This is a genomic window from Dyadobacter sp. (genome assembly GCF_039919315.1).
Taxonomy (GTDB): domain Bacteria; phylum Bacteroidota; class Bacteroidia; order Cytophagales; family Spirosomataceae; genus Dyadobacter.
In genome coordinates, this window is sequence record NZ_JBDSFX010000023.1 from 69,415 (window position 1) to 82,038 (window position 12,624).

Consider the following 12,624-nt stretch of genomic DNA (forward strand, 5'->3'; position numbering starts at 1 on the left):
AATTTGATAAATGTTGTTACCTATTCAATGTTTCGGCGTCTATGATTTAAACAATCGGCCCGGAGGTTGAATAGGTAACTGTATTTTATTAAATTTAAATTATGATCACACTTAGAGTAGAAGTCGAGGAAGAAAAAGACCTGTCCATTCTAAGGAAGGTTTTGACAGAACTGGGTTTGAAATTCAGTTTTGACGAGAAAGAGCATGTTTTTGAAAGTCTCTCCGATGCTGCAATTTATGGAATACAAGAAGGGCTAAATGATCTGGAAAATGGCCGGGTTTATAGCCACGAAGACGCAAAGTCACGTTTGAATGACAAAATCTCGGAAATGCGCGTGAAGTATGCCGGACAGTAAGACGCTGCAATGGACTGAACGCGCTATTCTTGATTACGAGGTACTGACAGAATATTTATTCTATAAATGGGGTGAGAAAATCGCGCTGCGCGTTCTAAGCGTGATTGATTTTCAAATCGACCGCATAAAAAATCACCCCCTTCAATTCCCGATTTTTATCAGACAAAATGAAATACGGCGATGCGTAGCGTCCGCTCAAACATCGATATTTTTCGTTGAGAATGCTGAAACGATTACGCTACTATCCATTTTTGACAACAGACTCGATCCGTTGAAATATCCTCAGTAGATAAGTTCACAGTAACTCTCCAGCGGTCACAATTTCAAACTTTATTCCAAAACCTGCTTAGCTTCTTTTCGTTATTCAGGAAACAAAAGGTATTTTTAGACGTTTTTTGAATAGTCTGCATCATCAAAGTTTGTTTTGAAACAATTCAATTTTAAGAGATCTGCGTTACTTGTTGCCGTAAATACTGTTTTTCTCCATTTCTACGGTTTTTGTCAACTTGCTGATACATTAATAGTTACCAATCCTGACAGTGCCTATGCTGCGCTTTCTGAACCTGAGAGACGGTTTTCCAGAAATGCTGTGGCTGGCCTGAAAGTAGCGGACGGGCTGGAAGCAAATTTATTCGCTTCTGAGCCGAATGTGATCAATCCGATCAACATTGATGTCGACCATCGCGGGAGGGTATGGGTGTGTGAGGCTTACAATTATCGACCTGCCGTGAATGGAAAGTCGGAGCTGGGAATGGGCGACCGTATCCTGATTCTGGAAGACAAAGACGGGGATGGAAAAGCGGATGTTACCAAGGTATTCTACCAGGGCCCCGAAATCAATGCGCCACTGGGTATTTGGGTAATGGGGAACAAGGCTGTGGTTTCGCAAAGTCCGTACGTTTGGCTCTTTACGGATACTAATGGTGATGATAAGGCTGATACCAAGGAAGTTTTGTTCAAAGGAATAGGAGGTACTCAAAGTGATGCCGGTATACATGCATTTGTCTTCGGTCCCGACGGCAAATTTTACTTCAATTTCGGTAATGCAGGCAGGCAGCTGGTCGATGGACAGGACAGGCCTTTGCTAGACAAATATGAGCGGCCCATTGATTTCAGGCAGTTCAAGCAAGGAGTCGTTTTTAGGTGTGAGCAGGATTTTACCAAAGTGGAGATCATGGCTGAAAACTTCCGGAATGGATTTGAAGTGGCAGTTGACAGCTATGGTACCATGTGGCAATCTGATCAGGAAGAGCCTGGGAATGGTGGGGACAGGGTTTCCTATGTGATGGAAAATGGCAATTTTGGATACATTGATGAAATGACCGGAGCCAGCTGGCGCCTCAACCGGACCAACCTGGAAGATGAAATTCCGCGCAGGCACTGGCATCAGAATGACCCGGGCGTAGTACCCGACCTTTTGGAAACAGGATCCGGTTTCCCGATGGGCATGACAATATATGAAGGGGAACTGCTTCCGCGCCGGTATTGGGACCAGATATTACTTGCCGATGCCGGACAAAACTATGTAAGCGCATTCCCGGTGCAGAGTGATGGGGCTGGGTATAAATCAACTGGTATTATTCCTTTGATAGAAGGAAGCAGGGACAAATGGTTCCGTCCGACGGACGTTTGCGTGGCGCCCGATGGTTCGCTGATCGTGTCCGACTGGTATGATCCCGTAATAGGTTCTAATAAAATGAAGGATAAGAGCAGAGGCAGATTGTTTCGCATCGCTCCTCCTGGTACTCCTTATAAAATTCCAGTTTTTGACCTGAGTATACCCGAACAGGCTGTGAAGGCGCTTCAAAGTCCAAATTTGTCACAGCGTTACCTGGCTTGGAATGCTTGCGTAAAGCATGGCTGGGAAGCTGAACCATTTCTGGAAGAACTTTTCAGGCAGTACAATGCGAACCCGAAATTAAAAGCAAGGGCTTTGTGGGTTTTAAACCGTATTGAAGGTTTTAATTACCGTAACCTCGACATTGCATTCAGAGAACTGAACCCGAATATAAGGATCACAGCACTGCGGGCCGTGCGCCAGAGAAATAGCGATCCTACTGAATACATTAAGCGGCTAACCGCCGATCCGGACCCGCAGGTAAGGCGTGAATGTGCGCTGGCGATCAACCATAACCACACGTATGAGGCGCTGGATGTATGGCTGCAGCTTGCGAAACAATACAAAGGCAATGACCGCTGGTCCGTGGAAGCATTGAGTATTGGCGCTTTCGACCAATGGGAGCGGATATTCCCTGCCTGGCTGGAAAGAGCAGGCGCACGACCTGGTGGGACTGATTCCGGAAAAGACATTATATGGCTGGCGCGTACCAGAAAGGCTATTCCCTACCTGACCGAACTGGCCGCCGATACGTCGGTCAGTTTCAAAAGCAGGCTGCGTTACTTCCGGGCTTTTGACTTTTTTCATGCCGGTTACGAGAAATCCCAAGCTTTGCTGAATGTGATGACGGTGAATTCTTCCGACCGTATTGAAGTCAGTAAACTGGCTTTGCTGCATTTGGATAAATCATTTGTGACCAATTCCCAGCAGGGCCGTACCGCATTGAACAAATTGCTGGACGAAACTTACGGTACCGAGCATTACATTGACCTGATGACCAGATATGAGCTGGAAACGGAAAATGACCGGCTCCTCAAACTGGCATTGGACAAGTCGGACGAGGTACTAGGCCGCGACGCGGGCGCTTTGCTACTCGAACAGGCCGGAATTTCCTATGTTACCCAGAAGCTGGCAGGAATGAATGATGCAAGAAAATCTGCATTGCTGGCTTCTATTCAAACAGTAGGAAGTGCCGAATCGGTTTATCTGCTGCGTTCTACTGCTTTGAGTGACGGTGAATCGACGACTGTTCGAAGAAATGCTGCGAAATACCTGGGCGCGAGCTGGCCGGGGGAAGAAGCAGTTGTTAAATTGCTCCTTGATAATCGTCTTGACGGAGAAGTAAAAGTGGCTGCATTGGAAGGCGTGAAGAATGCTTTCAGGGAAGAAATCAAAGTCCAGCTTGCTCCTTATTTTCCCAAACCTAAGGAAGAAATTAAGGCAACAGAAATATCCGAGGAGCCCAAAAGCAAAAAGGAAAAGCGGAGAAAACGCAGAGGAAACTAGATATCTAACTGATCGATACTGACGTAAAACTCGTGTTGGCCGATATAGCCTAGTAATTTTTCAGCTTTTTCTACACTGATCACTGAATCCTCTGTAATATATTTGAGCGCCTGCTTGCTTATCTTTCCTCTAATACCCAGGTACGATCTAACATTTACAAAAAACGCAACGACTGGCATTGGTATGAAAATAAACTTCATTCTCCCCGATTTTCGCTTTAAAATCTCACCCAATACGGTTTTTAAGTTATAGGTGGTTTTGTCAGCTACATTGAAAACATCTACTCCGGGGCTCGACTGTGCCAAACATTTCACCACGAGTTCTGCGAGATTTCCTATATGCGTCATGCTGGCTTTCGAACTGAGCTTGGCTGGCAAAATCATTTGATTGTTTCTAATTAATGCAAGGATTTTTGGTAGCAACACCCTATCACCGCGCCCGTAAACAGCTCTGGGCCTTAAAATGTAAATAGAACTGATCCCGCATGTACGGACCACTTCTTCCGCCAACAACTTGCTCTGCCCATACAAGGAGATGTGTTTATTCATCTGAGCATCCTGTTCAAATTTCAATGTCCCGTCGGCAAAATCATAAACGGACGCCGACGATATGAATATCAGTACTTTACAGTGGCGAACAGCGCGTAAAAGATTCTTCGTGGCTTTTACATTATGATTATTAAATTCTTCCCGGGAAGCCTTGTCATCGGCTAAGCCTGCGCAGTGAACACAAACATCACAACTTTGATCGGGAACCGATACGCTCAAATCCTGTTGAAAGTAAGTAACATTAGGATATGGATCGAATTTATTGGTAAACGATCTTCCAGTGGCCAGAATGTCGTTACTATCGTCAGCGGCAAGCAATTCAACAAGATGACCTCCAATAAACCCTGATGCTCCTGTAACAAGTATCTTCATCGATTTTCAGCTGTCAATTGTTCCACAAGCTGCTTTCGATCTATTTTTGCCTGTCTGCCTGAATGCGGTATGGGCCTCAAAATGATCTTGTCCGGCAGTGCTTCCTTATCAATGGAATATTTGCCTGCTGTCAGCTGCTTCATGACATTCTGCGCGGTTAGTTTCTCTTCGCCATCGATAACAAGCACAATTTCTTCATCCGCCTTTTCATCGTTATAAATCCCGACCATCACGGCCTCTTTAACCCCGTCGATTTGATGTATGGTGGGCTCGTAAAGACCGGGGTAAATATTAAAATTGCCCCGTATGATCATGTCTTTTTTTCGGCCCAAAAGGATAAGCCGTCCAAGATCATCGATTTTGCCTATATCGCCCGTAAAATGAAGATTCTGAGTCTTCTCCATCTGCCAGTAATGCGAGTAAATCTGATCCGAGTGGATACAAATTTCACCGTCATCGGCTATGGATAGCGCAACGTTTGTAAACGGTTTTCCTACCAGATCGCCCTGTGTCGTGTATGCCAATTTTTCACGTCCGTCCTGGATGGTAACCAGCAAACTCTCGGTCATACCATACATGCAGGTAATTTTCAAAGTATTAGATAGCGGCACGAGTCTCGACAGAAATGAATTATATATCGGTGCCGAGCCTAAATAAATATTTCTAACACAATCAGGGAATTCGGCTGCCTTTCGATTCAGATAATTGATAATGGGTACAAAGTCGCTGGGTGGGCCAAATAAAGTGGTGATATTCCGTTCTAGGATAAAGCGAACCTTGGAAGCGGGATCCATACCATTTTCCCACAGATAAACTTTAATCCCGGCATTAATTCCTAAAAGTGCATAGTGAGGTAAATGTGTCGCCAAAACTTCGTCCTTGTTGTCAAGAAGTAATTTTGTCAAATGTTTTATGCTGTTAGACAAGCCTGAATAATGGTGAACGACACCCTTTGGCTCGCTTAATGTTCCACTTGTATATGTGATTAAGAAATCACTATTTTCCTCAATAGGCGTAAAATTCAGGGTGGGGGCTTGCCTTTTGATCAACCGGGCAACCTTCCTGTGTTTTTGAAACAATGGCAGCCAGGAGCCTGTTGTAAATAGCTGGCAGTTTTGAATTCTCGGAAAAGATGGAACCGTTTTATTCAATCTTAACACTGCAAATTTGAGCAGCGGATGCTCATTCAACAGGATAAGTTTACTATCAACAAAGGCGTGATCCGGAGCAAATTGTTTTAATTTTTGTAAATAATTTTCACGTCCCATTTCAGGATCTATGATTGAAATGATAGTTCCCACCATCATGTTGGCATACATGACTTGCAAAAACTCAATCCCCGGCTTTACCGCCATCACCACTCTATCACCTTTGTTTACTCCGCTGTCATGTAGTGCAGATGCAAGCGAATAAGCAGAATTGAGCAAATATCCAGCCGTGATCGACTTGCTTCCTTCATACAGTATGATGTCTGAAGCAACCCGATTTCGCAAAGCCTCGACGAAATAGTTGGTATAATGCGCCATGTTTACCATTCCACTAACTGTACTGACATACTTACTCCCGCTCCTAGACCCAAAAGCATTAATTGATCTCCCTTTGCCAATTTTCCCGTCTCAATAGCTTCATGTAAGGCAAGTGGAATGGTTGCAGCCGCCGTGTTTCCATATTTACCAAATGTGTTCACAAACCTGGACACCGGAATGCCGCTGTATCTGGCGATCTGATCGGTGGTGGTCGATGAAATCTGATGAGATACCACGCAATTTATATCATCACGCCTCCAACCGGCTTCATTCAAACATTCATTCACAAATTTCGGCCCCTCATCTTGGAATATTCTTTGTAAACCTCTGGAATCACTTTGAAAATAATATTTATCGTAGTCTCGATAAGCCATGGAACCCCCACCTGCCACGGTGCAAAGCTGCCAGTACTCACCCCAGGACCTGAATTTTTGATAAACAATTTCACTACCGCTTTTACCCAGCAGCATGGCAGCCCCGGCATCACCCAAACTATACCCGGAGATACTTTTTCTTAAATCCTCACTATTCAGCGGAGAGTAATTGACAACTTCACCCAGTTTTTCTCCGCAAACAATAAGGATATTTTCATACATACCTGATTCAATAAACGCAGACGAAACCTGCACCGCAGAAACGAAACTGTTGCAAGCATTTTTGATGTCCATCACAGGGCAGGTGAGTCCAAGTTTGGCTTGAACGATGTTAGCTGTGGCAGGCTCAATCAAATCAGCAGAGGCTGCGGCAAAAATTAAAAGGTCAATTACAGTGTCTTTGTTTGCGGTAATGACCGACCTGGCTGCATTACATGCCAGGTCACTCACCTGCATATCGTCCGACGCAATCCTTCGGCTGTGGCTCCCAAAAAGCTTTTCCAGAAAACCGTGATCTATGCCTTTGCCATCAAATTTGATCTTATCCTCAATTTGCTGGTTATATACAACATTCTCAGGTAAATAGGCCGATACATATTTTATTGACGCCTTTTTCATGGCTTCACATTTAAGGCCCAGTTCCATAAAGGTTTTGTCAGCCAGTTAAAGCCATTAAAACTCTTTACAAACGCAACAGTCGCTCCAAGTGCATGTTCCACAAATTTAATATTGTAGTTCTTTAAAGCTTCCTGATAATATAAATCGGGATCGCTAACTCCTATCTGCTCAAAAAATTTCTTTTGTACATAAAGTGTGCGCATGAAGTATACATTCAGCATGACAATGATGCTATACGAGGTGGCTTTGAAAAACCCGGCATTGTTGGTAAACTTTTTTAGCCAGGTCTCCGTGTAAAAAATATGTCTGCCTTCCTCAATGTGGTGAAGTTCAGACGATTTCCGCATCACGGAATATACCTTTTCGTCCTTTCTGATATGTTTTGCATAAATGTCAGCCATTAATTCAACGGACAATACAGACATAAATACCAATGATGACGGGAGCCATTTTACTGTGAAATTTCCGAAAAAATGATGCAGCCGTGTTGGCATGATCGGCTTTCTATCGAGTTTGCGGATCGCCATGCCGAACATTTCCTGGTGCCTGAATTCCTCGATAATTTCCCGGATCAAAAAACGGTACTCTACAGAATCCGGATTTAAGGTTAAGAGATGACGGTTAAAAAAATAACAGGCAAGCGTTTCGGACCATGCATACGAATACATTACCTGCACCACTTCCAGCCTGCCTATTTCAATTTGCTGTGTTTTCGAAAGCGTAGCCCATAATTCGTGCCCTTCCAGTGAAACCAGTTTTTCAGGCATAAACAACGTGTCTGAATCTGGCTCGTCGTCCCACGGGATATACGTTTCCGGCAATAGAGGTTTTTCTTTGCTAAGCTGAATCATGCGTTCAACATGAACCTCAAATTTTGTAGAATCCATTTTATTGTAGTTAAGTGTGTTAATATCTACCGAGTAGGACTACAAAGGAACGATATGTTTGAGATTTAGATCTTGTCCTTCGACATAGATTGGTGTTGTCGTAAGACAAGATTTTATGGCCCATGAAAGAATAGACCTTAATCTTTCCTACCGACATTTTTATTTTTGGCAGAAGAAATCAACATGAGAAAAGTGAGCTTCTTTCATTTGACCCGTTGCGTTGAGTAAGCGCTGGTCATTCCCGAATTCACGTTATTTTAAGTTTCCTGCGTGATTTTGGGGTATATTTATTCGGCGTGCATCTTTACAATTTAAACAAAACGTAAAGAAATATGCTCCGCAGAAATTTTGTAAAATCTTCACTTGGTTTGGCTGGCGCAGCGATCGCATCAGGAGAAGCTTTCGCAACAGCACCATTAGCTAAAAACAATTTCAAGCTCAAATATGCGTCACATTTTGGTATGTTCCAGAATAGTGCCGGAAAAGATGTGATCGATCAGCTCAAATTCATGGCTGATAATGGTTTTATGGCCATTGAAGATAATGGAATGATGGGCCGCCCGGTGGAGCAGCAAGAAGCCATTGCAAAGGAAATGACCCGGCTGGGAATGCAGATGGGCGTTTTTGTGGTAGATAAAGGAGGTAATGGCGCCAATACATTAGCAGCTGGAAAACAAGAATATATCGACATCTTCCTTAATGGATGTAAAAAGGCAGTGGAAGTCGCCAAGCGCGTGAATGCAAAATGGATGACAGTAGTACCGGGCGATTTTGAAAGAAATCTGCCGATCGGCGTGCAAACTGGCCACGTAATCGATGCATTGCGCCGCGGAGCCGAAATTTTGGAACCGCACGGATTAGTCATGGTTTTGGAACCGTTAAGCGATTCTCCAAACCTGTTCCTGCGTACTTCTGACCAGACGTACGAAATTTGCAGAGGGGTAAACAGCAAATCGTGCAAGATCCTGTACGACATTTACCACATGCAGAAAAACGAAGGCCGCCTAATCTATAACATTGACAGAACATGGAGTGAAATTGATTACTTCCAGATCGGCGATGAGCCAGGCCGGAAAGAACCTACTACCGGCGAGATCAATTACAAGAACATTTTCAAATACATTTACGACCGCAGCAAGAAAGAGAACAAGTCCTTTATTATGGGAATGGAGCACGGTAACTCGCAGCAGGGCAAAGAAGGCGAACAAGCGCTGATTAAGGCGTATGTGGAGAGTGACAATTTTGCAATTTGATGGCCGTCGGTTTTCGGCCGTCAGCTATCGGCTTTTGATTTGAACTTAGCGTTATAAAACAAAACCGGGATGTAGGTGACTACATCCCGGTTTTGTTGTTTGTGGCAGGTTAAAGCCAATGCTTAAAATTGACAGCCGAAAGCCGACGGCCGAAGTTTCTTACAATACTACTACTGAATTCTCAGTCGCAGCTACACCCGCAGGCACATACTTATCAGCTTCCCAGTCGTTTTCCCATTTCTCATCATTCAGGATGTAACGGAATTGGTACTCGCCAGCGCCAAGTTCAAGGATCGCTTTGAAAGAACCGTCTTTTTGCTTTTTCAATGCGATTGCTTCTTCTGGATTCCAGCCATTGAATTCGCCAACAAGAGCCACTGTTTTAGCTTCCGCCGCTGCTTCTGCAGGTACTGTAAATGTTACTTTGTAGATAGATTTACTCTTTACAAATTGTTTCGTTAATGCCATGATCAAGTAGTGTTAAAAAGTTGATGGCACAAATATACAATCAAAAATTATTCAAATCAATGAATATCAATATTATATACATTTTTCGTCTTTGAATAATCATATAATAACATTTCAGGCGACATTTTTTAATACAAATCAGCGCGATTTATCTAAGCGTATAGCGCATTCCGAGAAAGCCTCTGATACCTTGGTTCGGTGCGAAAACGTATGACGGATCGAATGTCAGCCGGTACGGGTTGTCGGGTGTTGCGATCACCTGTCCGCGGTCGTCAAACTTCACGTTTTTATCAAATGGATCATTCGCTCGGGCAATAGAATTGGCCGGAGGAGTGAAGTTGAGCAGGTTTTTGACCCCGCCGTATATTTCCAGTCCGTTATCAAATTTCTTTGTAATTTGAATATTTTGCAATGACCAGACCGGTGAATTGCTCGCCCGCGGATCATCCTCGCTCAGAATTGGTAACCGCATCGGGCCGTAAATGTTGCCCGTGTAATCAAAGGAAATACCAGCCTTCTGGATCTCATAAGATATCGCCCATACTCCTGTGAATTTTTCGGTCAGTACCGGTCTGAAACGCACACCGTTCTCTTTCTGATAATTTTCCATGTAAGTACCACCGGCAATGATCTTTAAAGGAAAAGGGAAGTTAAAGTCCAGATTGAGACTAACTCCTTTTGACACGGCATAACCGTCCAGATTATCATAAATGATCTGGTTCGGGTTGGTATCGTAGTCAGGCAGGATGCGGTTGGTAAAATATGTGTAAAATACAGAAGCATCGAAGCCGATGAACGAGTTGCCCGTCACGATCTTTTTTACAAAATTGACATTGGCATTCCAGCTCTGCTCAGGATTAAGCGCCTCTTTCAATACCACCTGCCGCGATCCGGTTAATGCAGCGTGATCTTCGGTGAACAGGTTGACAATCCTGAACCCGCGGCCGATATTCAGCCTTACCACATCCGTCTGGTTAAATTTGTATTTGTAGGCTACCCTGGGTGTGAAAATGCTCCCATGGCGGCTATTATAGTCGTATCGGGCTCCCAGCAACACAGAATGTGCTCCCGCTTTGATTTCGTCCTGAACAAAAAAACCGGGCAGGAAAATCTTATCAGGATGATCCTGTCCATCCAGATTCTTGGTAGCCGTCGTGTTGTCATTGTAAAAAGTGTAACGGAATGGTGATCCAAACAGCAGATTATGATTGCCTATCTCTTTGTCCCAAAGCAATTGCGCAAAAAAGATTTTCTGGTCCGCATTAAATGGAACATGACCGTATGCCGAATTCTGATTGTGCGAGCTGAAAGAGTATTGTAATGTCATCTTTTCCGAAACCGGCAGCTGGTAATTTCCCAGGATCTCAAACCGCTTGGTGTAAATGCTTTCACCATAAATCTGATCTCCGCCGCGGTATGACCTGTTCCACCTCATATCTCCACCCCAACGGTCTTCGTAATAGTACCGGGCAGCAACGTTCGCCGTGCGGTTATTTTTCAGGTTAAATGACCATTTGTTAAAAACAGAAATACGGTTTTGCAATGTCAGGTCTGTAAATCCGTCTTTGTTATTATCGATCGGATTCTGGTAGTTGAAATAGCTAATGCCCAGTAATGAGCTGGTTCTTTCTCCGGGGGTAAATTTCACGCCGAGATCAATGTTGTAATCCCGCCAGGAAGTACTGAATGCATCCGCCGAAAAAACCGGCGCTTTGGATGGATTTTTAGTAATGATGTTGATCAGTCCGCCAACCGCCTCGGATCCGTATAACGTAGATGCAGGTCCTTTAACGATTTCCACTCTTTCAATGAGACTGTTAGGGATGCCAGAAAGCCCATAAACAGTAGAAAGCCCGCTCACCATCGGCATTCCGTCGATCAGTACCATCGTGTACGGCCCTTCCAGACCGTTAATGTGAATGTCGCCGGTGCTGCAAACGTTGCAATTCAGCTGTGGCCTTACACCATTCACATAACTCAGTCCTTCAAAAATGCTCGGAACCGGGTTTTTATAGATGAATTTGGCAGTGATGATATCAACGGGCACCGGGCTGTCCAGTTTGGATACTTCCTTCATGGTGCCTGTAACAACCACCTCGTCCAGCGAATTGGCGCCCGATTTCATGATGAAATCCCTTGTAAGGTTCTGCTCAATGCGAACGTTTTTCTCTGTGACCGTCGGCAGGGAGATGTAGCTCACCTTTAATGTGTAGCTGCCTTTGGGTATGCCGGCAATGTGATAATTTCCGATCGTATCGGCAGTAGTGCCGATTTTTAGTTCATTGATATAAACAGCAGCACCAAATGCAGATTCAGCCTGCCCTTCCAATGTGATTTTACCAGAAAGGGTAAACTGGGCGGCGGCATCCAAACATAATGTACTGAAAAACAAAAGTATGAGTAGCTTCATATAACGTCCGAATTATTATTTTACTTTTATCTCAATATTAATTTAGACAAACCTAAAAATAAAATCTGATAAATAAAAGTGTATAATTTTGCTGCAACTAAAAAATGGATGAAACTATATACAGAGTCAGCATAGTTACTTGTTATAACTAAGAAGTAACGGAGACTTTACGAGCATGATAAGTGCTGATCATTCACGCTAACCCATTCATTATGTTAAAGAAATTTCTCAAACCCACAAAGCTTCCGGCATCTGCGGACTGGGCCGTATTGATCTTACGAGTAGGGATGTCCCTGATGATGCTTAGGCACGGGTATGCGAAACTTTCAGGATTTCTGGGCGGGGATCATTCTTTTGCGGATCCTATCGGGCTGGGAGAGGAGCTTTCACTGATCCTGACCGTTTTTGCTGAATTTGGTTGTTCCATTTTGCTCATTCTGGGCCTGGTAAGCCGGGCGGCGCTGCTGCCGCTGATCTTCACGATGCTGGTAGTGCTGCTCGTTGTCCACTCCGGTGACACATTTGATGACAAGGAACACGCATTAACATTTCTAATCGTATATGTGACTTTGCTACTGACGGGGCCGGGGCGGTTTTCGGTTGATAGTAGTTTGTTTAGATAGGAAATGCGCTTGTATCAAAAAGGTAGACATCGTTAGGAATTGTCGGGCTGAGCATTTAATCACCT

The 12,624-nt window shown here is 44.1% G+C and carries 11 protein-coding genes; 5 read left to right on the forward strand and 6 right to left on the reverse strand.

Annotated features, from left to right (window positions below; all coding sequences use genetic code 11):
• The first annotated feature begins 101 nt into the window (after window positions 1–101).
• The 3 genes from ABIO93_RS06935 (at window position 102) to ABIO93_RS06945 (ending at window position 3,480) form a co-directional block, all read left to right on the forward strand.
• Window positions 102–356: a hypothetical protein gene (locus ABIO93_RS06935; RefSeq protein ID WP_348065830.1), complete on the forward strand. Its 255-nt coding sequence runs from the start codon at window positions 102–104 to the stop codon at window positions 354–356.
• Window positions 343–645, forward strand: coding sequence for a type II toxin-antitoxin system RelE/ParE family toxin (locus ABIO93_RS06940; protein WP_348065832.1), 303 nt, complete (start codon window positions 343–345; stop codon window positions 643–645). Before ABIO93_RS06935 ends, ABIO93_RS06940 begins: the two co-directional genes overlap by 14 nt.
• A gap of 135 nt (window positions 646–780) precedes the next feature.
• Window positions 781–3,480 (forward strand): PVC-type heme-binding CxxCH protein, encoded by a 2,700-nt coding sequence (locus ABIO93_RS06945; RefSeq protein ID WP_348065834.1) that lies wholly within the window; start codon window positions 781–783, stop codon window positions 3,478–3,480.
• Here the strand turns inward: ABIO93_RS06945 and ABIO93_RS06950 are convergent.
• The 4 genes from ABIO93_RS06950 to ABIO93_RS06965 are packed head-to-tail and all read right to left on the reverse strand — an operon-like array spanning window position 3,477 to window position 7,805.
• A complete protein-coding gene (locus ABIO93_RS06950) occupies window positions 3,477–4,400 on the reverse strand; it encodes an NAD(P)-dependent oxidoreductase (RefSeq protein ID WP_348065836.1) in 924 nt (307 codons plus the stop codon). The genes ABIO93_RS06945 and ABIO93_RS06950 overlap by 4 nt on opposite strands.
• On the reverse strand, window positions 4,397–5,926 hold the full coding sequence (locus tag ABIO93_RS06955) for a class I adenylate-forming enzyme family protein (protein WP_348065838.1): 1,530 nt from the start codon (window positions 5,924–5,926) through the stop codon (window positions 4,397–4,399). Before ABIO93_RS06955 ends, ABIO93_RS06950 begins: the two co-directional genes overlap by 4 nt.
• Window positions 5,927–5,928: 2 nt before the next feature.
• Window positions 5,929–6,918 carry a ketoacyl-ACP synthase III gene (locus ABIO93_RS06960; protein ID WP_348065840.1) on the reverse strand — a complete coding sequence of 330 codons (990 nt, stop codon included), beginning with the start codon at window positions 6,916–6,918 and terminating at the stop codon, window positions 5,929–5,931.
• The gene (locus tag ABIO93_RS06965; protein ID WP_348065842.1) at window positions 6,915–7,805 is read right to left on the reverse strand and encodes a diiron oxygenase; all 891 of its coding nucleotides are present in this window, start codon (window positions 7,803–7,805) and stop codon (window positions 6,915–6,917) included. The genes ABIO93_RS06960 and ABIO93_RS06965 overlap by 4 nt, the downstream gene beginning before the upstream one ends.
• A 332-nt stretch (window positions 7,806–8,137) precedes the next feature.
• On the opposite strand from ABIO93_RS06965, the gene ABIO93_RS06970 reads away from it, so the two are divergent.
• Entirely contained in the window at window positions 8,138–9,058 is a 921-nt protein-coding gene (locus ABIO93_RS06970) for a TIM barrel protein (RefSeq protein ID WP_348065844.1), read from the forward strand.
• Between the two features lie 159 nt (window positions 9,059–9,217).
• Here the strand turns inward: ABIO93_RS06970 and ABIO93_RS06975 are convergent, their stop codons facing one another.
• Window positions 9,218–9,526, reverse strand: coding sequence for an isoamylase early set domain-containing protein (locus ABIO93_RS06975; RefSeq protein WP_348065846.1), 309 nt, complete (start codon window positions 9,524–9,526; stop codon window positions 9,218–9,220).
• Between the two features lie 148 nt (window positions 9,527–9,674).
• Window positions 9,675–11,936, reverse strand: coding sequence for a TonB-dependent receptor (locus ABIO93_RS06980; RefSeq protein ID WP_348065848.1), 2,262 nt, complete (start codon window positions 11,934–11,936; stop codon window positions 9,675–9,677).
• A 212-nt stretch (window positions 11,937–12,148) separates the two neighbouring features.
• Between ABIO93_RS06980 and ABIO93_RS06985 the strand changes: the two genes are divergently transcribed.
• A complete protein-coding gene (locus ABIO93_RS06985) occupies window positions 12,149–12,559 on the forward strand; it encodes a DoxX family protein (protein ID WP_348065850.1) in 411 nt (136 codons plus the stop codon).
• Window positions 12,560–12,624 lie beyond the last annotated feature (65 nt).

Coding starts and splice junctions, on each gene's coding strand:
- ABIO93_RS06965 (WP_348065842.1), bottom strand. CDS start 7,805: ATGGATTCTACAAAATTTGAGGTTCATGTTGAACGCATGATTCAGCTT.
- ABIO93_RS06935 (WP_348065830.1), top strand. CDS start 102: ATGATCACACTTAGAGTAGAAGTCGAGGAAGAAAAAGACCTGTCCATT.
- ABIO93_RS06985 (WP_348065850.1), top strand. CDS start 12,149: ATGTTAAAGAAATTTCTCAAACCCACAAAGCTTCCGGCATCTGCGGAC.
- ABIO93_RS06950 (WP_348065836.1), bottom strand. CDS start 4,400: ATGAAGATACTTGTTACAGGAGCATCAGGGTTTATTGGAGGTCATCTT.
- ABIO93_RS06970 (WP_348065844.1), top strand. CDS start 8,138: ATGCTCCGCAGAAATTTTGTAAAATCTTCACTTGGTTTGGCTGGCGCA.
- ABIO93_RS06960 (WP_348065840.1), bottom strand. CDS start 6,918: ATGAAAAAGGCGTCAATAAAATATGTATCGGCCTATTTACCTGAGAAT.
- ABIO93_RS06940 (WP_348065832.1), top strand. CDS start 343: ATGCCGGACAGTAAGACGCTGCAATGGACTGAACGCGCTATTCTTGAT.
- ABIO93_RS06975 (WP_348065846.1), bottom strand. CDS start 9,526: ATGGCATTAACGAAACAATTTGTAAAGAGTAAATCTATCTACAAAGTA.
- ABIO93_RS06980 (WP_348065848.1), bottom strand. CDS start 11,936: ATGAAGCTACTCATACTTTTGTTTTTCAGTACATTATGTTTGGATGCC.
- ABIO93_RS06955 (WP_348065838.1), bottom strand. CDS start 5,926: ATGGCGCATTATACCAACTATTTCGTCGAGGCTTTGCGAAATCGGGTT.